Below are 25,389 nucleotides of genomic sequence, written 5' to 3'. Positions count from 1 at the left end.
CGGTGAGCCTCGAGTGCCAGACTGGCTCGTCCATCTCATGCAGCGGCACCTCGGGGGCCTGCGCGGCCAGCGGGGCCGGCTTTGGAAGTGTGACGTGCGATGGGATCGTGACGTCATGTCCCGCCATCTGTGTCCAGGGCGCGGCCTGCACCTCGTCACTCCAGTGCGGAACCGGAAGCTTCGGAGGCATGTGCAGATTCAATATGTGCAATTGTCTTCTTCAGTGAGAAGCCCACCTGAAGCGCGTTGGCCCATGACCCGCTCTGAAGCCCTCCGCGAGGCGGCCGCCCCAGGCCATCCACCTCCCGCCCGGCGGCGAGCGCGGGAGCCGTGAGTCCCAGCAGCAACAGCGTGGCCCTGCGGAAGCGCGGCGGTGACCTGGTCTGGCTCTCCCCTCGTCTCGGTGGCGGATGCGCGCAGCCTCCCGCTGGACCCCTCAGCGGGCCGGGGGGGTGTCCCACTCGACCATGAGGCGCTGGGGGCCTCGGTGGATGAGGTTGGGAAGGTAGGGGATGGGCTCTCCAGCCACCAGTCGCGGGGCCGGGAGACGCTCGACGAGGAGCTCGAGGACCATGCGGGCCTCGAGCCGGGCGAGCGGCGCGCCCACGCAGAAATGGGGGCCGTAGCCGAACCCGAGGTGACGGTTGGCGTTGGGGCGGCGGAGCTCGAAGCGGTCGGCCTGCTCGAAGACAGTCTCATCCCGGTTGGCCGAGGCGAACAGGAGCATCAGCCGGGCTCCGGCCGGGAGCTCCACTCCGCCCAACTGCGTGGTCTCCGTCACCGTGCGCATCATTCCCATCACCGGCGAGTCGAAGCGCAGCGCCTCCTCGATGGCGTTGGGGATGGCGGCGGGGTTGGCGCGCAGTTCCTGCCACAGGCCGGGGTGGCTCAGCAGGCAGAGCAGCGTGGTGCTGATGAGGTTGGTGGACGTCTCGTTGCCGGCGAACACGAGCACGTTGAGCAGGTTGGAGATCTCCAGGGTGCTCAGCGGGCGCTCGCCCTCGAGCCGTGCCGCGATGAGCGTGGAGAGGAAGTCCTCTCCGGGATGTTTCTGGCGCTCCTCGACCTGCGCGCGCAGGTAGCGGCGGAAGGCCGCCACCCCCTCGGCGGCGCGCCGCCTCGCGTCCGGCGGAAGGTGGGGCACGAAGAAGAGCTTCTCGTCATCGATCCACCTGCGAATGTGCTCCCCGTCCGCACGGGGGATGCCGAGCATCTCGGTGATGACGTCCATGGGCATGTGCCAGGCCAGCCCCGAGACGAGGTCCGCACGGGGGCCACCGCTGAGGAGCGCGTCGACGTAGCGCAGGGCCGCGGCGCGAATACGCGGCTCCAGGGCGTTCATGCTCGCAAGGTTGAAGGCCTTGCCGACGAGGCCGCGGATGCGGCTGTGCGCGGGCGGGTCATCGCCGAGCAGGGGGTAGTCGGCGGTGTAGCCGGAGGCCTCGAGGAGCTGGAGCAGGTCCGCCGGGAGGTCGACGGGCGGGCGCAGGATGTCGCGCGAGCTGAAGCGCCGGGGGTCCTTGAGGACCGTCATCACGTCCTGGTAGCGGCTGACGAGCCAGAGCTGGAAGCCGGGCGCGAAGGTGACGGGCGCCTCCTGGCGCAAGCGCGCGTAGAAGGGAAAGGGGTCCTCCAGCAGGGGGGAGGCGAGCGGGTTGTAGTCGAGGCCAGGTGAAGCCGAGGGAGAGGTCATCGAGGTCCTCATGGGGGTTGGCGTGCGTGCCCAGGCCTTCGACCGGTAGTTTCGTACTTTCGCCCTGGCGCCGCCAGCGGACCACGACCGGCCGGCGGCGCACGCCAGTGAGGGCCCCCCGCCGCATGCAGCACCCGTGGCCGGCTACTGCCCCGTTTGCAGGAACAGGATGGCGCGCAGCAGCTCGGTGTCCCGGCCCTCGGCGATGTCCGCGGCGGTCGGCGCCGCCTCGATGTCCGGGAGGACGCCCACCCCGTGGAAGGGCGTGCGGTCCGGGAAGAGCACCTCGAGGCCGGTGAAGCTCAGCGTCACGACTCCAGGCAGGAAGAGGTGGGTCATGTCGCCGTTGGTCCCCGCCGTCTGTCGGCCGATGACGGTGACCCGGCCGGCGGCCGCCAGCGTGGTGGCGACGACCTCCGCTCTCGACGCCGCGCGTGGCCCCACCAGCAGGACGACGGGGCCGCCATAGGAGGGATTCGACAGGGGCTGCAACGTGTAGAACGTCTCCTGCATGTTGAGGTGGTCGGGCCCGATGCGCTCGGGGATGCGGTAGAGGGGCGAGTAGGACGTATGGGGAATGAGGCGCATGGCGGGCTCATAGGGGTCGATGGTCCCCGGGTAGCCGCGCATGTCCACCACCAGGCCGCTGGCGCCCGAGGCCCTGGCCAGCGCCTCCCTGAATGCCAGGGGTGACGCGATGACCTCATCCGACAGGTTGATGTAGTGCAGCTCGGGCGCGCCCAGGTCCGCGAGGCTGCCCGCCGCACGCCGCGAGGCCACCGCGCCCACCTGGCGCAGTGCCGTTCTGGACTGGGGCTGGACCTCCACCGTGCGGACCGTGCCATCCACGCCTCTCAGCCCGAACGCGGTGGGCCCCCGCAGCTCCAGGAGCTTCTGGACGGCGACTTCGTGCAGGTAGCCCGGGGTGGCCGCCGAGGTCCGGGACTTCTCCTCCGCCAGCCACTCGGTCATGGGGCGCCCCGCGACGCTCACCACGGTGTCCCCGGGATTCACGCCCGGAACGAGCGAGCGGCGGATGACCACCTCTCCGGCGACCTGCTCCACGGCGACGGCGAAGTACCCGACGGGATTGATGCCGTTGGCGCCGAACCCGTGGCCATCCTTGAGCACCTCCATGAACCGCATGAGCAGCCGGAGCAGGTGGTTGCGGTCCGAGATGGGCTGCTGGGCGTCCACGGATGCGAGCGTCTCCATGAGCCGCTCGTCGAGGTGGTCACCCACCACGTTGAAGTAGGGGAAGAACAGCCGCATCGCACCGTGGAGGATGAGCAGGTCCGCCCGGGCGATGCCCGCGTTCGATTCCCTGGGCGGGGAGGGTTCATAGTACGGGGCGCGCGCCACGATTCGAGGACGCAGGGCGGGCAGGGTGCGGTCCACCGGGGCCGGCTGGCCCTGGGCGACGAGCTCGCGGACCCGATGGACCAGGGCGCTCGTGTCACGCACTGGCAGCGTCAGCGGCAGGTCCGCGGGGATGACGTCCGGCAGCAGGCCCTGGGCATCCTCCAGGTGCTCGGTGCGCACGACGAGCCCCCGCGCGCCCACGGGCATCCAGCGCGACTCGGCGACGCCCGTGGCGACGGGCTCCCCTACAATCCAGGCCCTCTGGGCGATGCGCAGGTCCACCGCGAAGCGGGCGGCGGGGGGAGCCAGGGTGGGGCCGGTCAGCAGCGCCACGGGCAGCTGCGCCGTCCCCGTGGCCGCGTAAGCGGGACGCGGGTTCGGCGCGGAGTGGTTCTGATAGATGGGCGAGGTGGGGCGGGCCTCGTTCGTCACGCCCAGATGGCGGCGGACGTACCCGGGAACGCGCCCGATGGGCGTGGTGCTGGCCGCGCCAATGGCTCTGGCCAGGGCCTCCTCCAGCCCGGGCGCCGCGGGCAGGCCCCGCAGGTCGATGATGACGCCACGGGTGTTGTGGGGCAGGGAGAGGTTTCCCATGCCTGGACGCACGTACGCCAGCGGCCCCATGGAGTGCACCTGCGCCTGGGGCAGCGGCGAGCCCTGGACGTCCACGGCGCACGCCGGCTCCAGCGCGGCGGCATAGGCAAGCACGGCGGCGTCCCAGTCGACGGTGGTGCCCTGTAGCGCGTTGGCGAGCGCCAGGTCCGCCTCGATGTTGGTGGGGCCGGTGCCGAAGAAGCGCACGTGGGCATGGGCGCCCGCCATGGCGACGGGTGCCGGGAGCGTGCTCGCCGGGCCTCCCGCGGCGCGGAGGCACCAGTCCTCGGCGGGCGGTGAAGACTGGGCCCACGCTCCACTCGAGGCCAGCAGGCCCAGGCAGAGCGTGGTGAGGGGCAGACGCGCGCGGTGAATGACAGGATGTCGCTGTGGCATGAGAGCAGGTCTCCATGGCTGGCCGTCGTGGCTCAGTCAGGGAGGAAAAGCGCGCGCATCCGTGCGGTCTCACCGCGGCCCCCGATGGTTTCCGGTTGGAGGTCGTTCAACCGGGTTGCGATATCACCCGGCGTCCAGGGCGTTACCTCGGCGCGCTGGACCGCCCAGGGCCGGCCCGTGGCGTGTGTCCGGCGGATTCCAGCCACATGACGCGGGTACGGGGACTGTAGCGTCCCGCCAGGATGCCGGACCCATCCAGGCCGCTGGGTCCGTATGTCCTTCTGCAGGGGCTCGCATGGGCGCTGCCTCTCAGAGGGAGCCACACGGTATGGCGAAATTGCGTCTGACGAACAGGCTGGGGGCGCTGGTGCTCGTTGGCGGGCTCACCGGCCTGAGTGCGTGCACACCCACGGAGAAGGCGCCGGAAGCGAGCAGGGTTGCGCTGGCGGACCGTCCGCTCGCTTCCCCTCAGGGGGCGCCCTCCAAGCTCACGAGGGTCGTCAAGAATGTCAGTGACACCCCGGTGGATCCCGCGAACCTGCGCTTCCTCTTCCAGGCGTTCCTCGCTCACGACGAGGCCGCCACCTACGGCCCGCGGGTGCTCGTCGGCCTCAATGCCAGTACGGACTACTTCTATGTCTGGCTCCAGAAGGCGCAATGGGACGAGTACGTCCTCTACTGCCATGGAAACCTGAGGAACCAGGCCGGCGTCTCCGTACCCGTCGATTCCCTGGGATTTGGCCTGGCCGCGGATCTCGATGCCAATGGGAGCTCGGAGGTCATCGGGCTCCAGTCCAGCACGTCGTGGATGTACGCGTGGGACCTGGCCCAGTGCAACGACGGTGTCCCGGGGCAGACGGGCACCACCGCGCGCTATACGACCCTGGTCCCGAATTGGAACGGCAAGCAGTGGAATGGGGACCTGTACGACTCCAACGACCACGGCAACACGGCCAACCCGCCGCAGGCCGTTCCCGTCAATCAGCTCACGCACGTGGTCGCGGGTCACTGGCTCGGAACCGGCCTCGCTTCCGCGCGGCAGGACCAGATTCGCGCGCTGCGCGCCGACGGGCACCACTACATCTGGTCATTGCACCCGAGTGGCGCGGTGGACCACTGGAAGTGGAACCTCCGGAGTACGGGGCTGCTCGCGGACGTGAGCAACGCCCCCGTTCCTGGCAATCACATCCGCTATGCCTTCGAGAACCGCAAGGACGTCAACAACAACAACACAGGCAGCTACAAACACGAGCTCATCGCCATTGCGGATGATGGAGTGAATGCCAGGGCGCTCGTGTGGGAGGAGCAGCCCACCGCCGTCCGCCAGTTCCCGCTCTGCAAGAACAGCGCGAACTCGTGCGCGAACGCCGGGCAGACCCTCGTCTTCTCGCTGGACCAGGGCTTCGTGAATGGGCTCGTCGCCAACGCCGACCAGGCAGGCTTCGACGCGGCCTTCGACCGGGTCATCGCGGTGCTCGAGCGCTTCAGGGATGCGGGGTACCACGTGGTCGCCCTGCTCAATCCCGGAATCCGGCAGGACCTCAAGGGGCGGCTGGTGAAGGTGCTCGACCGCCTGCAGGCGGACAGCATCCCGTTCATGTTCGACATCTACAGCTCGGACACCCACAGCATGTGCAGCCGGCAGCCGAGGTTCAGCCAATGTCCGGCGACCTTCTCGGGCTCGGTGCCCGGGCAGGGCTACGTCGCGATGCGGCGGCATCCGACAGGGAACACCCTGGATGCGAACTACGTGGATTTCTATGTCGCCCGGTACGGCTCACTGTTCGAGGGGCTGCGCATCTTCGAGGTGCTCTCCCTGCACTGGGGGCAGTGGGCGGAGGGGCATTGCCAGGGCACGTGGCCGGCGGCCTGGGCCTACGACTCGGCGATGGCGGACGAGCTCATCGCATTCGCCAAGGCCCGGGGGCAGTACGTCTTCTTCACCGACAACAAGTGGCACAACCCCTATGAGCGGTATTGGCAGCCGTGCTCGACGTGGGCTCCCATCAACGAGGTCCGCGACGATGTCGAGACGTTCGCGGCCAGCCACCCCTCCGTCATCGTCCTCGGCTATTCGAACAACGAGGGCGTGAGAGACCACTCGGATGGCTACTACCCGCACAACTACCGGCTCCAGAACTGGCAGACGCGCATCACCGGCATCGCCAACCTGAAGGGCCTCGGACTGAGCAACCAGACGTGGAGCACCGATGGGCACAGGATGCTCTTCGACGAGACGCTCCCGCCAGAGGAGCTGGCCATCTGGGCGGCGGATGCTTTCAACAAGGGGGCCACGCTCGTCCAGCTCGAGCCGTTCCACTATCTGTTCCAGTGGGACCGGGGGCAGAACGCGGACTGGGAGGCGGCGATGGACCTGACCGCCACGCCCTGGTCCGAGGCCGGCAAGCCGACGCCCGAGCTGCGCAGGTTCGCGGAGCTGATGGGCGTGGTGTTGCCGAACTGAGGACGTCTCCAGCGCTTCGTGCCCGGGGGAGAGGGGGCTGCAATCCCACCCCCGGGCCGCCGTCCCTCGAGCTGTCCGATGTGACGGGGGCAACTCCAGCCTGGAACTGAGGATGCTGTAGAGCCGCTCCGCGGAGCGGCTGTCGCACGGGACGTACCCGGCTCCTGCTATTTCGGACCCAGCGCCATGAAGACCTCGGCGACTCCGTCCGGGTGCTGCGGGCTCTCCTGGGACACGGTGCGGAAGCCACACTTCTCGAGGACGCGGATCGAGCCGACGTTGTGGACCGCGACATACGCATGGAGCGGGCGAATCGGCTCGTGCACGAGGAACTCCGAGAGCGCCCGTGTCGCGAGGCCCTTGCCCCAGTGCTCGCGACCCATCCAATAGGCGACGAGGCGCTGGCCGTCCTGTTCCCAGCTGCCGATGTACCCAGCGACCACGCCGCCAACGACGATGGTGCGGGTCACGTTCTCGGGGCGGAGAACATTCGTGCGCCAGTGGGTCAGGAAGGCATCGCGTTCCCGTGACGGGAATGCGGCCATGCGCAGCGCGACTGCGTCCCGTTGGTGCTCGAAGAAGATGGGGAGGTCTTCATCCGTGACGTTGCGCAGGATCACCAAGGGAGTCTCCGCGAGCCGGGTACCGAGCCGATTCTAGCCCGCGTCCCTCGCTGGGGGGCTACCACCGCGGAGGCCGCTTCCCGCCCCGGCGCCTCAGTGGGGATTCCCGAGACGCCAGGCGGGGTAGGGGAGTGGGCCCTCCTGGATTCGAACCAGGGACCAATCGGTTATGAGCCGACAGCTCTAACCGCTGAGCTAAGGGCCCCCAAAGACAGAACAGCCACCGCAAGTCGGGTGAATAACCCTCCGCGCGCGTTGCTGGCAAGGGGGGCGGTCTCTACCCGCGCCCGTCTTCGTCCACCTTCACGCGGAACACCTCGCCGCGCTGGCGGACCTCCACCCCTTCCGCTCGCAGTCGCTTCGCCTGCTCATGCGCCACCATGGGCGCCAGCGTCCCGTCCGAGCGGATGACACGCCACCAGGGCACGTCGCGCTGCCGCGCCGGGGGCAACCCCGTCAACTCATGCCCCACCCCGCGCGCCGCGCCAGGGCGGCCCGCGTAGAGCGCCACCTGCGCGTACGAGCGCACCTGCCCACGAGGAATCGCGCGCGTCGCCCGGAACACCGCTTCCGAGAAGGGCGGTCGCGGCTCCGGTCCGGACGTCGCCGGCCCGGGCTTCGGCTTCGCACCGGGCTTCACCTTCGACTCGGGCTTCTGTCTCTTCGCGCGGGCGGCCATGGCGCGAAGACTCTAGAAACACGAAGGCCCCCGGTCCACGAATGGGAGCGGGGGCCTTCACTGCTCAACCCTTCAAACGCGGGCTCAGCTCTCCACGAAGGAGCGCAGGCGCTTGGAGCGGCTCGGGTGGCGCAGCTTGCGCAGCGCCTTGGCCTCAATCTGACGGATGCGCTCGCGCGTCACCTCGAAGTCCTGGCCCACCTCTTCCAGCGTGTGGTCGCTCTTCTCGCCGATGCCGAAGCGCATGCGGAGCACCTTCTCCTCGCGCGGCGTCAGCGTGGCCAGCACCTTGCGGGTCTGCTCCGCCAGGTTCATGTTGATGACCGCGTCCGCCGGCGACACGAGGCTCTTGTCCTCGATGAAGTCGCCCAGGTGGCTGTCCTCTTCCTCGCCAATCGGCGTCTCGAGGGAGATGGGCTCCTTCGCAATCTTCAGGACCTTGCGGACCTTGTCGAGCGGCAGCTCCATCTTCTCGGCAATCTCTTCCGGCGTCGGCTCGCGGCCAATCTCCTGCACAAGGTAGCGGCTGGTGCGGATGAGCTTGTTGATGGTCTCGATCATGTGCACCGGGATGCGGATGGTGCGGGCCTGATCGGCGATGGCGCGGGTGATGGCCTGGCGGATCCACCACGTGGCGTACGTGGAGAACTTGTAGCCGCGCTTGTACTCGAACTTGTCCACGGCCTTCATCAGGCCGATGTTGCCCTCCTGGATGAGGTCCAGGAACTGCAGGCCGCGGTTCGTGTACTTCTTCGCGATGGAGACCACGAGGCGGAGGTTGGCCTCCACCAGCTCGCTCTTGGCGCGCTCCGCGCGGCGCTCACCCAGGCGGATGGCGTCGTAGTTGCGGCGCAGCGACTCGACGGGGAGGTTGGCCTCCTCCTCGACCTTCTTGATCTTCCGCACCGCCGTGCGCACGTCGCGGTCCAGGACCTCGAGCTGCTCGGGCGTGAGGTTGAGCTGCTTCTGCAGCTTCTTGCCGATGTTGGGGTTCTCCCGCGACTCCTTCAGCTGCGGGCGAAGCTCCTTCATGGAGATGCCGTAGCGACGCTCCAAATCCCGGAGCTCGTCCTCGGCCTTGTCCACGCGCTCGATGAGGGCCTTCAGGTTGATGACGATGCGGTCCACCTGCTTCTTGTTGAGCCGCATCTCCTCCAGAACCTCCATCATCTTGGTCCGGAGGTCCTTCATCTCCTGCTTCAGTTCCTTCTTGCGAACCTCGGTCAGCTTCTTCTTGGAGGCGAGCTCCTCCTCCAGCACCTCGCAGTCCTTGGCGAACTTGCGGAAGCGCTCGATCTGCTTGCAGATCTGCTCGATCTTGTTCAGCTCGGACTGAGCGAGCTGCGCCGGCGCGTCGCCCTCGCCGACCTCCTCGGGAGCCTCGTCGGCGCCCTCGGCCTGGGCCTCCTCGGGCGCGTCCTTGATGACGTCGCGCACGCGCAGCTTGGCCGTCTTCAGCTTGTTGCCGATGTCGAGGATCTCCTCCACGGCCACCTTGCAGGCGAGCAGGGCGCGCAGGACTTCCTTCTCGCCCTCTTCGATCCGCTTGGCGATCTCGACCTCGCCCTCGCGCGTGAGCAGGCTGACGCTGCCCATCTTGCGCAGGTACAGGCGCACGGGGTCGTTCGACTTGCCGCCCGGCTCGTCGTCCTCGTCCTTCTCGTCCTCGTCGGCGTCTTCCTTCTCCTCCTCGACGGTGACGGTGGGCTTGATCTCGTTGTTCTGGGCGGCCTTCTGGGCGTCGACGATCTCGATGTCGTTGTCGCCGAACATGCTCATCACGTCGTCGATCTGATCGGACGACACGATGTCGGCGGGGAGCGCGTCGTTCACCTCGTCGTAGGTGAGGAAGCCCTTCTCACGGCCCGCGGCGAGCAGGTCCTTGACCTCCTTGCGCTCGGCGACCGGATCCTCTTCGACGTCGTCCTCGACGGCGTCCGGGTCCACCTGGACGGCGGCGGCAGCCTCTTCCGCGGCCTCCTCGGGGTCCACGTCGTCCGCCATCGCGGAGGTGACGCCCTTCTTCTTCTTGAGCTTCTCGGTGGCCTCGGCGACGACCGCGTCCTTCGCGGCAACCGTCTCCTTCTCCTCGGTGCTCGCCTTCGTCCCCTTGGCCGACGAGGTCGCGGAGCTCTCCGGAGCCTTCTTCTTGCGGATCACCGGATCCACCTTCTTCTTGGTGGGCTTCACGGACGCCTTCGAGGGCTTCTGCGTCGGCATTCGGGTACTTCTCCTTAGGAAATTCAGGGGCTTGAGGCCAGGGGCGAGCCGGCCGATCTACCGCAAAGTCAGGGTTTCTTACAAACGCGAACTCAAACCGGTTGCATGGGCGCCTTTGTTCCCGAGGAGGCGGAGGCAGGCTTGAGCTCTTCCAGGACACGCTTCTTGAGGGCCAACAGTTCCACGCGCTCCGAAAGGAGCTGGCGCGTCTCCTCTGTCAGGTCAAACGCCCCCGCCGTCTGCTCCGTCGCCCGCCTTATATAAATGAGGCGCTCGTCAATGCGCCGCACCATGATTTCCCGGCAGATGTTCGAGAAGTCGTGCTCCAGCGTCATCCCCTGCTCGGGGAGCTGGCGCCAGGCTTCCTCGACCGCACGCTTCACGGCGTCGGACGCCTCGTAGAGCGCATCCTCGGTGCCATGGCCGGACGTGGCGTGGGCGAGCGCCATCCGCAGGCCCATGTGGGACAGTTCGTCACAGACGCGGAACGTGTCCCGAGCGAGCAGGCGAGCATCCCTGAGGACGGAGGCGACGTAGAGCGTCTCCAGCCAGGGGGGCGGCTTCTCCGTGGGGCGGGGCTGCTGCGTGGGCGCGGCGTGCTGCTGGGGGCCCACGGTGGTGGGCTTGGGGCGCAGGTTCTTGAGGGAGTCCTCGACGATGGCGGCCGTCCAGCCGAAGTGGGATGCGAGGGCCTCGAAGAGGTCCTTGCGCACCAGCCCCGGAGGGACCTGGGCGACCATGGGCTTGAGCCTGTCGAGCGCCGCCATCTTCTCCTCGAAGGGGGAGCGGGTTCCGTCCGGGAGGACGGTGGAGAACAGGTGCGAGGTGAGCGGTTGCGCGCTCTCGAGCAGACGCTCCACTCCTTCCAACCCTTCACGGCGCGCGAAGGTGTCCGGGTCGTCTCCCTGGGGCAGCAAGGCCACCCGGGCGTCCGCTCCCGCGGCGAGCAGGGGACCGGCAAGTCGTTCGACTGCTGCAAGGCCGGCCTTGTCGCCGTCCAGCAGGAGGAACAGCCGCTTCGCCTCGGCGCGCTTGAGCACCTGGAGGTGACCTGGGGTGAGGTTGGTCGAGCACAGCGCCACCGAGTGGCGGACGCCGACCTGGTACAGGCCGATGCAGTCGAAGTAGCCCTCGACGAGGATGGCGGCCTTGCGCTTGTGCACCTCGTCGCGGGCCTGGTTCATCCCGAAGAGCGTCTCGCTCTTGTTGTAGATGCGGGACTCGCGCGAGTTGAGGTACTTGGGCCCGTCGTCCGAGCCCACCAGCCGGCCACCAAAGGCGATGGCGCGCCCCTCCGGTGAGCGGATGGGGACGATGAGCCGGCCCCGGAAGAAGTCGATATAGCCCTCGCCGGTGGAGCGCGGCGTCACCAGGCCCGCGTGCTGCCCCCACTCGAGCATGCCCTGCTTCTGGAGTCGGTCCGCCAGGAGGCTCCAGGAGTTGGGCGCCCAGCCCAGCCCGAAGGCCATGGCCGTCTCCTCGGAGACGCCGCGGCTGGCGACGTAGGCGCGCGCGGCGCGGCCCTCATCCTGCTGCCACAGCAGGGTACGGAAGTGCTCGGCGGCGAAGTCCGTGGCCTCCTTGACGCGCTGCCGCTCGCGGACGCTCGGGTCCTCCTCGGCCTCCACGTCGATGCCCAGGTCTCGGGCCAGGTCCTTCACCGCGTCGACGAAGGTCTTCCCCAGGTAGCGCTGGACGAAGGAGACCGCGTCGCCGCTCGCACGGCAGCCGTGGCAGAAATAGAAGCGCTTCTCCGGCACCACGTAGAAGGACGGCGTCTTCTCCTGGTGGAAGGGGCAGCACGCCTTCCACTCGCGCCCGGCCTTCTTCAGCTCCACGTGGCGCGAAATCAGCCCCACGAGGTCGACCCGGTCGAGAATCTCCTGGATTTTGTGTTCCGGAATCACGGCTCCCACCCCCTGGCCCACGCACAGGTGGGCGCACGCCTGACATCATCGCAGCCCGGGCTGACGTCCCCCGTCCGACAGGCGACCTGGCGGATCCTGCCCACGGCCGTGGCCGAGGGGGAGCGGGGGACGGGCGAGGGCGGATGGGGCACGGACGGGACTCCTGCGGCCCCCTGGACACGGCATTTCCGCCGGACGGGGCGGAGGCGGGTGGGGGCCGGTCCAGGCACTTAATGACGGGGGGGCAGGGGGGCAAGTTTCCGCCTCCCTGGCTGCCCCCAAATGCAACGGCGCCGCCGGTTTCCCGACAGCGCCGCACGGTGCTTCACGCCTTGAAAGCGGCTCAGGACAGCTTGGCGAGCTGCGCCTTCACGGCCTCGGAGATGGCGCGGCCCTCGGCCTTGCCCTGGAGCTTGGGGTTGAGGTTCTTCATCACCGCGCCCATGTCCTTGGGGCCCTTGGCACCCACCTCGGCGATGGCCGCCTGGACCTCGGCGGTGAGCTCGTCGGCGGAGAGCTGCTTGGGGAGGTAGTTCTGGAGGACGCCGATTTCGGCCTCTTCCTTCTCCGCCAGCTCCGGACGGCCGCCCGACTTGAACTGGTCGATGGAGTCACGGCGCTGCTTGATGAGGCCGGTGATGACGGTCTGGATGCCCGCATCGTCGAGGGCGGAGGCGCCGGGCTCGACTTCCTTGTACTTCACCGCGCTCTTGAGCATCCGCAGGACGCTGAGGGTGAGCTCGTTCTTGGACCGCATCGCGTCCTTCAGGTCCGCGTCGATCCGCTCCTTCAGGGTGGCCATGTCGCGACTCCACTTCTGGAAGTTGTGTTCGGGGAGACTGGACGGCGGGAGCCAGGGCACCTGACGGGGCCCCGGCTCCGCACACGGGGCTCGCCTAGAACGACTTGCGGGCCTTCTTCACCGCGCGCTTCTTGGCGGCGAGGGCCTTCTTCTTCCGCTTCACGGAAGGCTTCTCGTAGTGCTCGCGCTTGCGGATCTCGGAAAGGATTCCGGCCTTCTCGGTGGCCTTCTTGAAGCGCTTGAGGGCGCTTTCAATGGACTCTCCTTCCTTAACTCGGATACCGGGCATACTGTCACCTCCTTCCGCCATGCGTAGATGTGGGTATGACTCAAAAGGGGCAGCGGGTATGTCCCAGTGCCGGGTAAAACGCAAGGGCGCTGGAGGGAAACGCTAGTGCCGATGCACTAGAGTGGCCGCATCGTGAGCCCTGCCCTCCTCCTGGTGGTGCTCCTGGCGACCGGCCAGAGCAGCGCCGGCACCGGGACGAAGGACTGCTGGATGTCCTGTCAGCGGCATGTGACGGACGCCTCGCAGCGCGCGAGGGCCTGCAGGGCATGTCTGCCCGGCGGCCGCGTGGACGCCTGGGTGGGTGCCCTGGAGGGCATGCGACCGTCGAATCGCGAAGCCCTCCTCTCCGCCCGGAAGGACGCGGACTGGCGGGTGCGGTGGGCCGCGGTGCGCGCGGACGCGCGGCTTCGCGGCGTCACGGAGCGCCGGCTGCTGTCCGAGTGGATTGCCGCGACGCCGGCCTCCGGGGACCTGGACGCGTGCCTCACCGCCGCCCGCGCCGCCGCCGAGGCGGGACAGTCCTCGGCGGACTTCCTCAAGGACGCGGGTGCGCGGGGCCCGGAGGCGGCGGCCCGGGTGTGGGCGCGGCGCGAGGGCATCCGCAAGGCGCTGGAGCTGGAGCTGTATGCGGAGGACGCGACGGTGCGGGGCACGGCGCTCGCGCACCTGGCCGGCTTCCTGGGCCGGCGGCCCGCGCGGGTGGTGCTGGAGGCGCTCGCCTCGCGGCCGGAGGCGGGGGATGCGATTGCCGCCAGCGCGCTGAAGGCGGTGGCCGAGCGCAAGCGCACCTCGGTGGGGCGCCTGCTCCTGGACGAGGCGCGGCCGGCGGATGAGGCGCGGGTGAACCGGCTCTTCGCCGTGTACTCGCGCGAGCTGGAGGCGCTGCAGGTGGACCTGCGCGGGCCGGATCCGCTCCAGCGCCGCAAGGCGGTGCAGTCGCTGCGCGTGTACGGCCCGCTGGCGCGCAGGGAGCTGGAGCACGCGCTGGAGGACGTGGACCGGTGGGTGCGCGAGGCCGCCGCGCGCGGGCTGGCGGACGCGGAGGGCGTGTCGCTGCGCCTGGCCGCCGAGCGCCGGCTGGTGGCGGGAGACGCCACGGCGGCGCGGCCGTGGCTGGAGGCCATGGTGCACGAGAAGGGCTGTGCGGCCTTCTTCCTGGGCGCGGCCCGGGAAACGCAGCTGCCCGCGGCGCTGCGTGGCGACGCGCTGTCGCAGCTGGCGGACTGTGACGAGGGCTCGCGCGAGCGCTTCACCGCGCTGGCGCCCTACCTGCACGACGCGCAGGCGCTGGTGCGGGCGGGCGCCGTGCGCGCGCTGGGGCTGCTGCCGGCGCGCCGCGCGGACGTGGCGGAGGCCACCTCGCGCGCGCTGGAGGACCCGGCGCCGGAGGTGGTGGCCGCCGCGCTGGAGGCGGTGGGCAGCCAGCGCCAGTCCACGCGCGGGGACGACGCGCTGGGGCTGCTGGGCTCGGAGCACCCGGTGGTGCGCGCGGCCGCCGCGAAGGCGCTGGAGAACATCGGCCGGCCGCCCCATGTGAGGGACCTGGCCGTGTGCCTGCGCGAGGACCCGGTGGCCTCCGTGCGCGTGGCCGCGGCCCAGGCCCTGGGGCGCATTGGCGGGCCCCAGGCCGCCGCCGCGCTGTCCGACGCGGCGGCGCGCGACGCGGACACCCACGTGCGGCACGTCTCGCGCGAGGGGATGAAGCGGCTGGGCTTCGGGTTGTAGCGGCGCCGGGCCCCGCCAGGCGCTGCTCAGATGCCGCTGACGGCCTTGGCGTCCACGCGGTTGCGGCCCGCGCGCTTGGCCCGGTACAGGTACTTGTCCGCCGCGGCGATGAGGTCCTCGGGCTGGGAGAAGTCCGAGTCCAGCAGCGTGGCCACGCCCAGGCTGATGGTGACCTTGATGGGCGTGCCGCCGAAGATGAAGTCGGCCTTGTCCACCGCGTAGCGGCAGCGCTCCGCGCACGCCAGCGCCTGGTCCTCGGCGGACTCGCGCAGCATCAGCGCGAACTCCTCGCCGCCGTAGCGTGCCAGCAAGTCTTCCGTGCGCACCGTGTCGCTCACCCGCTGGGCGATGCGCGTCAGCACGTAGTCACCCGCCGGGTGGCCGTAGGCGTCGTTGATCTTCTTGAAGTGGTCCACGTCGAACAGCACGAGCGACAGCGGCACCCGGTGGCGCAGGCAGTAGCTGAACTCCTTGCGCACCGTCTCCAGGAAGTACTTCTTGTTGTAGACGCGGGTGAGGCCGTCGCGCGTGGCGGACTCGTAGATGCTGCGCTGGTACTGCTCCTCCAGCGCGTCCTGGATGGAGAACTTGAGGACGGTGTTGGAGCCGATTTGAATCTTGTCGCCGTCGTAGAGCGGCGCGGCGTTCACCTTCAGGCCGTTGAGGTACGTGCCGTTGGTGCTGGCCAGGTCCACCAGTTGGAAGCGCCCATCCCCCAGCGCCACCACCTTGGCGTGCTTGCGGGAGATGCCGTCGTCCTCCACCTGGAACTGGGCCTCGGAGCTGCGGCCCAGGACGACCTCGGAGCGGTCCAGCTTGAACATCCGTCCGATGCCCGCCGCGGACTTGGCGCTGATGACGATCAGATACGCGCTCTGCTGCTGGGCACTGCCCAGCAGGTCCGAAATGGAATGGACGGAAGTTTTCTCCTCGGACATCGCGTCACCCATCTTACGGGCCGCCTTTTCGTGACGGCAAGCATACTGCCCTCTTCACCACCACGGTCCGTCACTCCGCCCGCACCCGCCGCGCGGGACGGCGGCGCTTGGGCGCGGGTGGGGGGACTGTCGGCCGTCCGACGGTCAGCTCGCCCGCTACAGGGGTCCGGATGAAGCGCGCCAGGGCCTCCGGGGAGTGCGGATGGTAGGCCAGCCCCTGCATCAGCTTCACCAGCGCCGCCGAGGGCGTCATGTCCGCGCCGCCCACCGCGCCCGAGGCGAGCGCCTCCGCCCCGGACTCGTAGAGGGAGAGGTCCACGCCGTTGCGGTACGCCTGGCTCACCACCACTACCGGCACGTTCCGCTCGCGGGCCTGGGTGAAGAGGGGCCGCAGCGAGCGGCCCAGCTCCGGGTCGATGGGGAAGTTGCCCGCCCCGTAGGCCTCCAGCACCAGCCCGCGCACGTGCGGCAGCAGCTGCAGCGGCAGTGCGGGGTCCAGCCCGGGGAACACCTTCAGGAGGAAGACGCGCGAGTCGAGCTTCTCGAAGAGGCGGAAGGCGCCCCGCGGCTTGAGCCCCGGCTCGAAGGTGGCGTCCACGCCCAGCGTGCCCAGCACGGGGCAGTTGGGGCTCTCGAAGGCGTCGTACTCGGCCACCTTCACCTTCCGCGTCCGGTTGCCCCGGTACAGGTGCGAGTCGAAGCAGATGGTCACCTCGCGCGGGCCCTGGATGGCGGACAGGACCGCGTCGATGAGGTTGAGCCGGGCGTCCGAGCGGATTTCCCCCAGCGGCCGCTGCGAGCCCGTCAGCACCACCGGGCAGGGCGGGTTGCGCAGCATGAAGGAGAGGGCGCTCGCCGTGTAGGCCAGCGTATCCGTGCCATGGGTCACCACGGCCCCGTCGAAGTGGGGGAGGCGGTGGTGGAGGTGGGCGGCCATGCGGCTCCACAGCTCCGGCTGCATCTCCGAGCTGTCGAGGTTGCTGAACAGCTCCAGCTCGATGTCCGCGAGCCGGAACAGCTCCGGGGCGCGGGACTTGAGCGTCTTGAAGAAGGCCGAGGGGCGCAGGGCGGAGGGCCGACCACCGGCCATTCCGAGCGTGCCCCCCGTATGCAGCAGCAGGACTCTGGGCATGATGGGCAAGGGGGCTTCCCTGCCAAGGCTGGCGTTCCTTTACAAGCCCCGCGCGCATGGCTAAGACCCGCCGCGTGCTCCTTTCCTGCTGGAAGCGTGTCATTCCCCTGCTGGCCGCCGCCGTCCTGACGGGGCCCGGCTGCAAGAGCCCCGAGGGCGCTACTCCGGCCGCGTCCCCGGCTCCCGCCGCCCCCGCGCCAGCCCCCACCCCCGCCGCGGCCCCGGCCGCCCAGCCCCCGCAGGCTCCCGCCGCGGCGCCGTCGGACCCGGCCGCCATGCTCAGCGGCATCCCCGGCATGGACTTCTCCTCGCTGCCCCCGGCGGCGAAGCGCGAGCTGGCCACCGTCTTCAGCGACGAGTTCTGCTACTGCGGCTGCCCCCACACGCTGGGCGCCTGCCTGAAGCAGCACACCCCCTGCAAGCACGCGAAGCGGATGGCCCGGCTGGCCGCGCGCATGGTGGCCGAGGGCAACCCCGCCACCGAGGTCATCGTCTCGCTGTCGCAGTACTACGCCGCCTTCCGCGACACCCGCTCCCAGTTCAAGGTGGACGACCGCATGTGCGTCGGGAGCGCCAGCGCCCCGGTGACGCTGGTGGAGTTCTCCGACTTCGAGTGCCCGTACTGCGCCAAGGCCCGCCCGGTGCTGGAGGCCTTCGCGAAGAAGAACGCGCAGCAGGTGCGCTTCTGCTACCTGCCGTTCCCCCTGTCCAACCACGCCAACTCCATTCCCGCGGCGCAGGCGGCGCTGTGGGCACGGGACCAGGGCAAGTTCTGGCAGATGCACGACGCCCTCTTCGAGCACCAGGAGAACCTCAAGCCGGACGCGCTGCCCGCGCTGGCGAAGAGCGTGGGGCTGGACGGCGACAAGCTGGCCGCGGTGCTCAAGTCGGACGCGTACAAGCAGGAGCTGGAGGGGTTCCGCAACCAGGGCCGCGCGGCCGGCCTCACCGGCACGCCGTCCGTCTACTTCAACGGGCGCCCCATCGACCTGGGCTTCATCCAGGACGAGATGCTCTCCCACAGCCTCGAGGACGAGCTGGAGTGGCGCACGAACAACAATGCCTGGGCTGCTGACTGACGCCGGGCATGACGTCTCGCTTCCGCATCGAGGGGTCGGGCCAGCTCGCCCCGGAAGATAGACAGGCTCCGTCGCCGCTGGCGGGGCGCTCGGGGACGTACGCGCTGGTGCCGACGGCGCCTGACCTGCTCGTCTTCTCGCGCACCCCCGCGGAGGGCGGCTCCATCCCCGTGCCGCGCGTGGTGCTGTCCGGGGACGCGGGCGGCTTCCCGCTGTCGGACCTCATCGCCTTCCTCAGCCAGTCGCGCTGGAGCGGCGTCATCCGCGTCAGCTCGCCCGGCGGTGAGCGCTCCGTCACCTTCCGCGAGGGCGAGGTGCGCGGCGCGTCCTCCGACGACCCGGCGGACCGGCTGGGCGAGGTGCTGGTGCGGATGGGCTACGTGGAGCGCCCCCAGGTGGAGGCCGTGCTGCGCGAGCAGCCGCCGTCCAAGGTGGGCCGCGCGCTGGTGGAGAAGGGGCTCCTGCAGGCGCATGACCTCTTCAAGTGCGTCACCCACCAGGTGAGCGAAATCTTCCACGCCATCGTCCTGTGCCGCGAGGGGAGCTTCTTCCTCGTGGACCAGCCGGTGGACGAGAAGACGGGCCACATCATCCAGCTGTCCACGCAGAGCCTGCTGATGGACAGCATCCGGAAGATCGACGAGATGGCGCACTTCCGGAAGCGCATCCCGCACGGCCGCCTGTACGTGACGCGCAAGCGCCCGTCGGACGGGAAGCTGGAGGAGGACGAGGACCGGGTGCTGGCCATGCTCGACGGCCGGCGCACGATTCTGGAGCTGGGCCACGCGGCGCGGCTGTCCGAGTTCGACATCACCAAGGTGGTGTTCCGGCTGCTGGAGGGTGGCTTCGCGGCGACGACGGACAAGCCGCTGATGGTGCCCTCGGCGGCCGCGTCCACCCCCACGCCCGTCCCGCAGGTGAAGCCGGCCGTGGCCGCCCCGCCGGCGGCTCCGCCCGCGGCGCGCGCCGTGCCCACGGTGGACCCCCGGCCGGTGGCGCGCGTCTTCAACTTCATCTTCCGCGAGATTCGCGACGAGGTGGCCAAGCAGGGCATGGACCGCGAGTTCATCGCCGCCGCCAACGCCGCGCTCTCCGGACAGGCCCTGTCGTCGTCGCCCGTGCTGGAGGGCCTGGCCTTCCTGGCGGATGGCAGCCTGCCGGAGCCGAAGCTGATTGACGCCTTCGAGCGGCACCGCGCGCAGCTGGGCAGCGAGCCGCTGGCGTCCTTCAAGCAGGCGCTCAGCGACGTGATGTTCTTCCTGCTCTTCCAGGCCGGTGAGCTCCTGGAGTCGCGCGCGGACGAGGACCTCGCCCGGCGCGTGAAGGAACTGCTGGCCACGCTCGAGGCGCCGTGACGGATTCCGAGCTGCCGCGGCTGACGGCGGACGTGCCCGGGTGTGGCGGCGCGTTCAAGCTGGTGCCCGAGGACTTCGAGGTGGAGGAAGTCCCCGCGTACCTCCCTTCCGGCGAAGGCGAGCACCTCTACCTCTGGCTGGAGAAGCGCGGCCGGGACACCCGCGAGGTGGTGAAGGCCCTGGCCCTGTCCCTGGGCGTGTCCGAGGACGACGTGGGCGTGGCGGGGATGAAGGACCGGCAGGCCGTCACCCGGCAGCTCATCTCCGTGCCCGCCCGGGCGGAGCCCCGGGTGGAGGGCTTCGCGCTGGAGGGGGTGCGCGTGCTGTGGGCGAAGCGCCACGGCAACAAGCTCCGCACCGGGCACCTGCGCGGCAACCGCTTCCGGCTGCGGCTGCGCGGCGTGAAGGACGTGGGCGCCGCGCGCGAGACGTTCTCCCGGCTGGTGGAGCGGGGCCTGCCCAACTACTTCGGCGAGCAGCGCTTCGGCCGCGCGGGCGACAACGCGGACCAGGGCAAGCTGCTGGTGCTGGGCCAGCGGCTGGCGAAGCGGCCGGACCGCTTCCAGCGCAAGCTGTACCTGTCCGCCTTCCAGTCGCGCCTCTTCAACCGTGCGCTGGCCGAGCGCCTGCGCGCGGGCACGCTGGCCACCGCGCTGCGCGGGGACGTGCTGCGCAAGGAGGAGACGGGCGGCCTCTTCGTCTGCGAGGCGCCCGAGGTGGACGGCCCGCGCGTGGCCGCCTTCGAGGTGAGCCCGGCCGGGCCCCTCTTCGGTCCGAAGATGCCGGCGTCCGCCGGAGAGGTGGCCGAGGCGGAAGGGCGGCTGCTCGTCGCGGAGGGCGTCACGCTGGAGGACTTCAAGCGCGGCGGGGGTGAGACGGAAGGCGGGCGCAGGCCCTACCGCGTCCGCCTGGGTGCACCGGAGCTGGTGGCCGAGCCGTCCTCCGAGGGCGGCGAGGACCTGTGGCTCACCTTCGAGCTGCCCCGGGGCGCGTACGCCACCGAGGTGCTGCACGAGCTGCTCAAGGACGGCTGAGCGGCACGCGCCCTCCGGGCACCCTCCAGTCCCTGGAAACAGCAGCGCCTCCGGAGGCCATGGCCCTCGGAGGCGCTGTTGCTTCATCCCGCCTGCCGCTTCCGGCCGGAGGGGCCGGAAGCGGGGCAGGGTGGCTTATTGCTCGATGATGTTGAACTCGGTGCGGCGGTTCTGCGCGCGGCCGGCCTTGGTGGTGTTGGGGCCAATCGGCTTCGTCTCGCCGAAGCCCACGGCCTCGATGCGGCCCGGGTCGATGCCCCGGCGCAGCAGCTGCGCCTTCACCGAGTCCGCGCGCTTCTGCGACAGCCGCAGGTTCGACAAGTCCTTGCCCAGCGAGTCCGTGTGGCCCTCCACGCGGATCTTCTTGATCCACGGCGCGTCGCGGAGCGCCGCGGCCACGTCATCCAGGATGGCGGTGCTCTGCTTGCCGACAATCTTCGCCGAGCCGGACCCGAAGAGGATCTGCTTCTTGATCTCGATGCGGTCCTTCTTGATGACCACCATCTTGTACTGCTTGGCGCAGCCGCGCTCCTCCTTCACGCCGGGCTGGTCCGGGCACGCGTCCAGCCGGTCGACGATGCCGTCGTTGTCCGCGTCCTTGTCGGCGCAGCCGCCGTTCTCCGCGGGGCCGGACTCCTGCGGGCACTTGTCCTGACCGTCCGGAATCCCGTCGCTGTCGTTGTCCAGGTCCGGGCAGCCGTCGTCGTCCTGGAAGCCGTCCTTGTCCTCCGGCTCGTCCGGGCACTTGTCCTGCGGGTCGTTCAGCCCGTCGCCGTCCTTGTCGAGGATGGGGCAGCCCACGTTCTGCACCGGGCCCGTCTCCGTGGGGCACTTGTCCGCGCTGTCCACGAGGCCGTCCTGGTCGTTGTCCAGCTCGGGGCAGCCGTCCTCGTCCTGGAAGCCGTCCTTGTCCTCGGCCTGGTCCGCGCACTTGTCCTGCGGGTCGAAGATGCCGTCGCCGTCGCGGTCCTTCGGCGCCTCCTGCGGGCAGCCCTGGTTGTCCTGCACGCCGGGGTTGAGCGGGCACTTGTCGTTGCCGTCCAGCACGCCGTCGTTGTCGTTGTCCGGCTCGGGGCAGCCGTCCTCGTCCTGGAAGCCGTCCTTGTCCTCGGCCTGGTCCGGGCAGGGGTCGTCCTTGTCCAGCGTGCCGTCCCCGTCGTTGTCCGTCTCCTCGATGCGGACCACCACCTGGGGCGGCTGCTGGGGCTGGGGCTGCTGGGGCTGGGGCTGCTGCGGCTGCTGGGCGTCGGGCCGCTCGCGGACGAGCACCTGGCGCGGGCCGCAGTTCTTGGACAGCTCCAGCGCGCGGTCCACCGCGGTGTCGGCGGTGCGCACGTGGTTGGAGGCGCGGCCGCTGTTGCCCTGGCTCAATTCGCCCCGGGCGAAGTCGAGGTGGGCCTCGGCCGTGGCCAGTTCCACCGGGGCACAGCGGAGGGCGCCGCTGCGGCGGGCGCGCTCCACGTCGTTCGCGAGCACCTCGGTGTCAGCGCGAATCTTGCTGCCACTGACGCAGCCGACGGCGAGGAGCAGGGGGAGCAGCGCGGCGAGGGAGGGACGCGTCATCTGGGAGCGCTCGGGCGTCACGGGTTCGGGCGTCACGGGTTCCGTCACGGGTTCGGTGTCCGGCCACCGGAGTCGGAGGTACTGCCGGCCGTGGCCATGGCCTTCTCGCGCGCCTCGTTGGCGAAGCGGGAGGCCTTCACGGCGAAGTCCACGCCGGCCTGGTAGTCGGAGTAGCCCACCTCCTCGCGTGCCTTGGAGAGGTACAGGTTGGCGGCGGTCCACTCGTACGGGGCGAGCTTGTCGGCCCCGGCCGTGCGCGCGGCCTGGATCTGCACCTCGGCGTCGAGGATGTTCGCGGTGGACTTCACGGGGCCGCACGCGGCGAGCGCCCCCGCCACCGCCACCAGCACCATCAGCTTCTTCATAGGGTGGCGCCTCTAGAGAGGGGTAGGACCCGTCGGTCGTATCAATCACACCCTGGGGGGTCAAGAATCGGGCAGACCGCGCCGGCCGGGGGGCCGGGCGTGGAGGCGGGACTTTGACGGCCGGCGCCGTGCTTGCCATCGTTCCGCCCCCGTGCGCCCGCCCGTCCTCCCAGCCCTGCTGCTCGCGCTGCTGCTCCCGCTGCTCGCCCTGGCCGCCTCTCCGTCCTCCGCGAAGCGCGGCCAGCGACGCGCGGAGACGGAGCAGGTCATCCTGAGCGTCATCCAGGGGGGCGCGGTGCCCCCGGCCATCTCCCGGCTGCGCTTCCTGCGCGAGGAGGCCTACGCGGCGGACGAAATCGCCCTGGTGCTGCGCAAGGTGCTGGACGAGCGGCCCCGCCGCAACCTCGTCGCGGTGCTGGCCGGGCTGGAGACGCGCGCCGCCGAGCCCACCCTGGCGCGCCTCGCCGCCGACGACGACAGCGCGGTGCGCATGTACGCCGCCCAGGGCCTGGCCCGGCTGAACAGCCGCAACACCGGGGTGCTGCTGCCGCTGCTCCAGGACAAGAGCAGCGGGGTGCGCAAGGAGGCCGCGCGGGCCCTGGGCGCCTCGCGCAACGCGAAGATGGGCGCCCCGCTGTTGAATGCGGCCAGGGTGGAGCCGGAATTGGAGGTGCGCGCCGTCATGCTCGCCGCCGTGGGCGACACCGGGGACGCGAAGCAGGCACCGGCCCTCAAGGCGTTCCTCACGACCGACTCGGAGAGCACCCGCTTCGCGGCGGCCCGGGGGCTGTGCCGGCTGGGCTCGCAGGACGGCTTCGCCTTCGCGGGGAAGCTGCTGGGCTCGGAGGACCGCTTCGTGCGCCGCCAGGGGCTGGAGCTGTACGAGGGCACCAGCGCGAAGAAGGCCGCCCCCGCGCTCAAGCCGCTGCTGGAGGACAAGGACCGCGGGCTCGCCGCGGGCGCGGCGCGCATCCTCTACCAGGGGGGCGAGGCCGCCATGCTGGACTGGCTCGTGCTGGCCTCGTGGAACGCCAAGGGAGAAGAGAAGCTGGCGTACGAGAAGGAGCTGGAGACGCTCCAGCTCCAGGACGACCGGCGCAAGGCCATCCTCCGCAAGGCGGGTGTCGCGAAATGAAGGCCGTGACGTGGTTGTCCCTGGCGCTGCTGTCCCGCGCCGCCCTCGCCGCGACGCCGCCTCCGGCCTCCACACCCCCCGCCGCGGAGGCGGAGGTCCCCCCGGGCGCCGAGGCCATCCTCGAGTCTCCCGCCGCGTCCGCACAGGCGGCGACGGCCACCCCGCACCGGCCCAACGGCTGGGAGGGGCTCACCGCGGAGCAGCGGGCCGCGCTCGTGGCCGAGGACCCGGGCGCGCCGCTGGCCGAGCGCGTGCTGCGGATGAGCGAGCGCTTCATCAACACGCCCTACGTGCTGTCGCCCCTGGGCGAGGGCCAGGGCGTGGACCCGGACCCCACCTTCCGGTTGGACGCGGTGGACTGCCTCACCTTCGTGGAGCAGTCCGTGGCGCTGGGGCTGGCGCGAAGCGAGGCGGACGTCGCCCCGCTGCTGGAGGGCCTGCGCTACGCGAGCACGCCCTCCTACGAGGACCGCAACCACCTCATGGAGGCGCAGTGGCTGCCCAACAACATCCGCAAGGGCTTCCTCGTGGACGTGACGCGGCGCTACGCCGGTGAGGACGCGGTGGGCGTCACCAAGACGCTCACCCCCCTCACCTGGCAGTCCCGCTCGTCGGCGGCGCTGGCGCTGCCGAAGGAGCGGCGGCCAGTGGGCACGTACCCGCTGAACATGCTCCCGCTGGAGCGGGTGCTCGCGCACGCGCGCGCCATCCCCTCGGGCACCATCCTCGTGGTGCTGCGCGAGGACCTGCCGCTGAAGGCCACCCGCGTGACGCACCTGGGCTTCGTGGTGCAGCGCAAGAAGCGCACGTACCTGCGCCACGCCTCGCGCGGCGGCTACAACCGCGTCGTGGACGAGGACCTGGAGACGTTCCTCGCCCGCAACGCGCGCTATGCGAAGTGGAAGGTGACGGGCGTCAGCCTCTTCGAGGTGCGCCGGCCGGACGCGCCGGCCAGCGCCATGCGCTCGCCCTGACGCCTGCTCAGGGAGCGGGCGGCGGAGCGGGAGACGCCAGCTCGCCCTCGCGCTCCTCCTCTTCCGCGGCCTGGACGGCCTCGTCCGTGGTGGCCAGCTCCTGCATCCGCTCCTGCTCCAGCAGCGGAATGGCGCGGGCCGCCGCGTCCTCGGGCACGAGGATTTCCCACCACGGCAGGAGGTTGCCGGTGGTCAGCGTGTCCACCACGCCCGAGCGGCCGGCACGCACCAGCACGGGGATGTTGGCCTCCTGCAGCAGCTCCACGAAGGCCTCCGCCGTGAAGGGGTCCTCCGCGGAGGCCGCGCGCACGAAGACGCGCTTGTCCATCTCATGAGGCAACGGCAGCCCTCGCGCACGCATGTCCGCCTCGCTCACGAGAAGCGGGTTGCCTGGGCAGTCCGCGCAGTCCTGCACGCTGTCCTGGTACTCCGAGCCGCACCTGGCGCAGTATTTCATCGACGGTCCCTCCTGCCCGTGTGGTGTCTGGAGGGTCATGGTAGGTCCGACCCCCGCGAGCCGCACCCCCGTCCAGACACTTCGTTCAGTGGCGGGCTTCCTCGGCGCCACCGCCCAGCCACCGCCGGGCCTCCTCGCCCAGCCGGCCCACGGCGGCGCTGAGCCGCTCCACGTCGATGGGCTTGCGCAGCACCACGTCGCAGAACTCCGCTCCCTGGACCTGGGTGTAGCCGGAGACAAGGATGACGCGAGCGCGGGGCTCGTGCTCCTTCACCCGCCGCGCCAGCTCGGTGCCGAGCATCCCGGGCAGTGACTCGTCCGTCACCACCACGTCCGGGTGCTCGGCCTCGAAGGCCTTGAGTCCCGCGAGTCCATCCGGCGCGGTGCGCACGTCGAACTCGGCTTCCAGCAGTTCGGCCAGAAGCTCCCGGCTGTCCCCGTCGTCCTCGACCAGCAGGACCTTGATTCGCTCGTCGCCCATGTGCCTGGGAAACCCACGTGTCGGAGTGAATCGTCCTCCGCCTCCTCGGCCGCCCCCGCGCCCTTTCGCCAGGAGGGCAGGAGGGCAGGGGAGCAGCGGGGCCCCCTCTCACCGGAAGGTGT

At 70.2% G+C, this 25,389-nt stretch carries 21 protein-coding genes and 1 tRNA gene; 7 read left to right on the top strand and 15 right to left on the bottom strand.

The window, feature by feature from the left end:
- Nucleotides 1-436: 436 nt before the first annotated feature.
- Together ACX9TP_RS34350 and ACX9TP_RS34345 are read right to left on the bottom strand one after the other, a co-directional pair.
- A complete protein-coding gene (locus ACX9TP_RS34350; RefSeq protein WP_482974866.1) occupies nt 437-1,693 on the bottom strand; it encodes a cytochrome P450 in 1,257 nt (418 codons plus the stop codon).
- 144 nt (nt 1,694-1,837) lie between these two features.
- Nucleotides 1,838-4,045: a S41 family peptidase gene (locus tag ACX9TP_RS34345; RefSeq protein ID WP_482974865.1), complete on the bottom strand. Its 2,208-nt coding sequence runs from the start codon at nt 4,043-4,045 to the stop codon at nt 1,838-1,840.
- 328 nt (nt 4,046-4,373) lie between these two features.
- Between ACX9TP_RS34345 and ACX9TP_RS34340 the strand changes: the two genes are divergently transcribed.
- The gene (locus ACX9TP_RS34340) at nt 4,374-6,509 is read left to right on the top strand and encodes a hypothetical protein (protein WP_482974864.1); all 2,136 of its coding nucleotides are present in this window, start codon (nt 4,374-4,376) and stop codon (nt 6,507-6,509) included.
- A 167-nt stretch (nt 6,510-6,676) separates the two neighbouring features.
- Here the strand turns inward: ACX9TP_RS34340 and ACX9TP_RS34335 are convergent, their stop codons facing one another.
- From ACX9TP_RS34335 to rpsU, 7 genes are all read right to left on the bottom strand, one after another.
- The gene (locus tag ACX9TP_RS34335; RefSeq protein WP_482982272.1) at nt 6,677-7,129 is read right to left on the bottom strand and encodes a GNAT family N-acetyltransferase; all 453 of its coding nucleotides are present in this window, start codon (nt 7,127-7,129) and stop codon (nt 6,677-6,679) included.
- Nucleotides 7,130-7,264: 135 nt separating this feature from the next.
- Nucleotides 7,265-7,337 (bottom strand) — tRNA-Ile (locus tag ACX9TP_RS34330).
- Between the two features lie 72 nt (nt 7,338-7,409).
- Nucleotides 7,410-7,811: an MGMT family protein gene (locus tag ACX9TP_RS34325; protein WP_482974863.1), complete on the bottom strand. Its 402-nt coding sequence runs from the start codon at nt 7,809-7,811 to the stop codon at nt 7,410-7,412.
- 84 nt (nt 7,812-7,895) lie between these two features.
- Nucleotides 7,896-10,031: an RNA polymerase sigma factor RpoD gene (gene rpoD / locus ACX9TP_RS34320; protein ID WP_482974862.1), complete on the bottom strand. Its 2,136-nt coding sequence runs from the start codon at nt 10,029-10,031 to the stop codon at nt 7,896-7,898.
- A gap of 92 nt (nt 10,032-10,123) precedes the next feature.
- Nucleotides 10,124-11,938 carry a DNA primase gene (dnaG, locus tag ACX9TP_RS34315; protein WP_482974861.1) on the bottom strand — a complete coding sequence of 605 codons (1,815 nt, stop codon included), beginning with the start codon at nt 11,936-11,938 and terminating at the stop codon, nt 10,124-10,126.
- A gap of 343 nt (nt 11,939-12,281) precedes the next feature.
- Nucleotides 12,282-12,740 (bottom strand): GatB/YqeY domain-containing protein, encoded by a 459-nt coding sequence (locus ACX9TP_RS34310; protein WP_482974860.1) that lies wholly within the window; start codon nt 12,738-12,740, stop codon nt 12,282-12,284.
- 94 nt (nt 12,741-12,834) lie between these two features.
- Nucleotides 12,835-13,029: a 30S ribosomal protein S21 gene (rpsU, locus tag ACX9TP_RS34305; protein WP_002614080.1), complete on the bottom strand. Its 195-nt coding sequence runs from the start codon at nt 13,027-13,029 to the stop codon at nt 12,835-12,837.
- A 132-nt stretch (nt 13,030-13,161) separates the two neighbouring features.
- On the opposite strand from rpsU, the gene ACX9TP_RS34300 reads away from it, so the two are divergent.
- Nucleotides 13,162-14,754 (top strand): HEAT repeat domain-containing protein, encoded by a 1,593-nt coding sequence (locus tag ACX9TP_RS34300; protein WP_482974859.1) that lies wholly within the window; start codon nt 13,162-13,164, stop codon nt 14,752-14,754.
- A 26-nt stretch (nt 14,755-14,780) separates the two neighbouring features.
- On the opposite strand, the gene ACX9TP_RS34295 is transcribed toward ACX9TP_RS34300, so the two are convergent.
- Complete coding sequence (locus tag ACX9TP_RS34295) at nt 14,781-15,704, bottom strand: diguanylate cyclase (protein WP_482974858.1); 924 nt, start codon at nt 15,702-15,704, stop codon at nt 14,781-14,783.
- Nucleotides 15,705-15,762: 58 nt separating this feature from the next.
- Nucleotides 15,763-16,824 (bottom strand): asparaginase, encoded by a 1,062-nt coding sequence (locus ACX9TP_RS34290; protein ID WP_482974857.1) that lies wholly within the window; start codon nt 16,822-16,824, stop codon nt 15,763-15,765.
- Between the two features lie 74 nt (nt 16,825-16,898).
- Here ACX9TP_RS34290 and ACX9TP_RS34285 point away from each other — a divergent pair, with 74 nt between their 5' ends.
- The 3 genes from ACX9TP_RS34285 to truD are packed head-to-tail and all read left to right on the top strand — an operon-like array spanning nt 16,899 to nt 20,292.
- Nucleotides 16,899-17,903, top strand: a complete 1,005-nt coding sequence (locus ACX9TP_RS34285) for a DsbA family protein (protein ID WP_482982271.1) — start codon at nt 16,899-16,901, stop codon at nt 17,901-17,903.
- 8 nt (nt 17,904-17,911) lie between these two features.
- Complete coding sequence (locus tag ACX9TP_RS34280; RefSeq protein ID WP_482974856.1) at nt 17,912-19,258, top strand: DUF4388 domain-containing protein; 1,347 nt, start codon at nt 17,912-17,914, stop codon at nt 19,256-19,258.
- Nucleotides 19,255-20,292: a tRNA pseudouridine(13) synthase TruD gene (gene truD / locus ACX9TP_RS34275; RefSeq protein WP_482974855.1), complete on the top strand. Its 1,038-nt coding sequence runs from the start codon at nt 19,255-19,257 to the stop codon at nt 20,290-20,292. Before ACX9TP_RS34280 ends, truD begins: the two co-directional genes overlap by 4 nt.
- 135 nt (nt 20,293-20,427) lie before the next feature.
- Here the strand turns inward: truD and ACX9TP_RS34270 are convergent, their stop codons facing one another.
- The gene (locus ACX9TP_RS34270) at nt 20,428-21,855 is read right to left on the bottom strand and encodes an OmpA family protein (RefSeq protein WP_482982270.1); all 1,428 of its coding nucleotides are present in this window, start codon (nt 21,853-21,855) and stop codon (nt 20,428-20,430) included.
- A 44-nt stretch (nt 21,856-21,899) separates the two neighbouring features.
- Nucleotides 21,900-22,220: a DUF4398 domain-containing protein gene (locus tag ACX9TP_RS34265; RefSeq protein WP_482974854.1), complete on the bottom strand. Its 321-nt coding sequence runs from the start codon at nt 22,218-22,220 to the stop codon at nt 21,900-21,902.
- Between the two features lie 151 nt (nt 22,221-22,371).
- Between ACX9TP_RS34265 and ACX9TP_RS34260 the strand changes: the two genes are divergently transcribed.
- Both ACX9TP_RS34260 and ACX9TP_RS34255 read left to right on the top strand, forming a co-directional pair.
- Entirely contained in the window at nt 22,372-23,355 is a 984-nt protein-coding gene (locus tag ACX9TP_RS34260; RefSeq protein WP_482974853.1) for a HEAT repeat domain-containing protein, read from the top strand.
- Nucleotides 23,352-24,329 (top strand): N-acetylmuramoyl-L-alanine amidase-like domain-containing protein, encoded by a 978-nt coding sequence (locus tag ACX9TP_RS34255; protein ID WP_482974852.1) that lies wholly within the window; start codon nt 23,352-23,354, stop codon nt 24,327-24,329. The genes ACX9TP_RS34260 and ACX9TP_RS34255 overlap by 4 nt, the downstream gene beginning before the upstream one ends.
- A 7-nt stretch (nt 24,330-24,336) precedes the next feature.
- On the opposite strand, the gene ACX9TP_RS34250 is transcribed toward ACX9TP_RS34255, so the two are convergent.
- Together ACX9TP_RS34250 and ACX9TP_RS34245 are read right to left on the bottom strand one after the other, a co-directional pair.
- The gene (locus ACX9TP_RS34250) at nt 24,337-24,786 is read right to left on the bottom strand and encodes a putative signal transducing protein (RefSeq protein ID WP_482974851.1); all 450 of its coding nucleotides are present in this window, start codon (nt 24,784-24,786) and stop codon (nt 24,337-24,339) included.
- A gap of 85 nt (nt 24,787-24,871) precedes the next feature.
- Nucleotides 24,872-25,267 carry a response regulator gene (locus ACX9TP_RS34245; protein ID WP_482974850.1) on the bottom strand — a complete coding sequence of 132 codons (396 nt, stop codon included), beginning with the start codon at nt 25,265-25,267 and terminating at the stop codon, nt 24,872-24,874.
- Between the last annotated feature and the right edge of the window lie 122 nt (nt 25,268-25,389).

The organism is Pyxidicoccus sp. M15, assembly GCF_056858435.1.
The sequence above is the reverse complement of the archived record's forward strand: the minus strand, read 5'-3'. Positions and strand labels throughout refer to the sequence as shown.

Bases quoted from the DNA above. Each gene is read 5' to 3' on its own strand.
- ACX9TP_RS34245 (WP_482974850.1), bottom strand. From the start codon at position 25,267: ATGGGCGACGAGCGAATCAAGGTCCTGCTGGTCGAGGACGACGGGGAC.
- ACX9TP_RS34295 (WP_482974858.1), bottom strand. From the start codon at position 15,704: ATGGGTGACGCGATGTCCGAGGAGAAAACTTCCGTCCATTCCATTTCG.
- rpsU (WP_002614080.1), bottom strand. From the start codon at position 13,029: ATGCCCGGTATCCGAGTTAAGGAAGGAGAGTCCATTGAAAGCGCCCTC.
- ACX9TP_RS34340 (WP_482974864.1), top strand. From the start codon at position 4,374: ATGGCGAAATTGCGTCTGACGAACAGGCTGGGGGCGCTGGTGCTCGTT.
- ACX9TP_RS34250 (WP_482974851.1), bottom strand. From the start codon at position 24,786: ATGAAATACTGCGCCAGGTGCGGCTCGGAGTACCAGGACAGCGTGCAG.
- rpoD (WP_482974862.1), bottom strand. From the start codon at position 10,031: ATGCCGACGCAGAAGCCCTCGAAGGCGTCCGTGAAGCCCACCAAGAAG.
- ACX9TP_RS34325 (WP_482974863.1), bottom strand. From the start codon at position 7,811: ATGGCCGCCCGCGCGAAGAGACAGAAGCCCGAGTCGAAGGTGAAGCCC.
- ACX9TP_RS34255 (WP_482974852.1), top strand. From the start codon at position 23,352: ATGAAGGCCGTGACGTGGTTGTCCCTGGCGCTGCTGTCCCGCGCCGCC.
- ACX9TP_RS34290 (WP_482974857.1), bottom strand. From the start codon at position 16,824: ATGCCCAGAGTCCTGCTGCTGCATACGGGGGGCACGCTCGGAATGGCC.
- ACX9TP_RS34310 (WP_482974860.1), bottom strand. From the start codon at position 12,740: ATGGCCACCCTGAAGGAGCGGATCGACGCGGACCTGAAGGACGCGATG.
- ACX9TP_RS34350 (WP_482974866.1), bottom strand. From the start codon at position 1,693: ATGACCTCTCCCTCGGCTTCACCTGGCCTCGACTACAACCCGCTCGCC.
- ACX9TP_RS34345 (WP_482974865.1), bottom strand. From the start codon at position 4,045: ATGCCACAGCGACATCCTGTCATTCACCGCGCGCGTCTGCCCCTCACC.
- ACX9TP_RS34270 (WP_482982270.1), bottom strand. From the start codon at position 21,855: ATGACGCGTCCCTCCCTCGCCGCGCTGCTCCCCCTGCTCCTCGCCGTC.
- ACX9TP_RS34280 (WP_482974856.1), top strand. From the start codon at position 17,912: ATGACGTCTCGCTTCCGCATCGAGGGGTCGGGCCAGCTCGCCCCGGAA.
- ACX9TP_RS34265 (WP_482974854.1), bottom strand. From the start codon at position 22,220: ATGAAGAAGCTGATGGTGCTGGTGGCGGTGGCGGGGGCGCTCGCCGCG.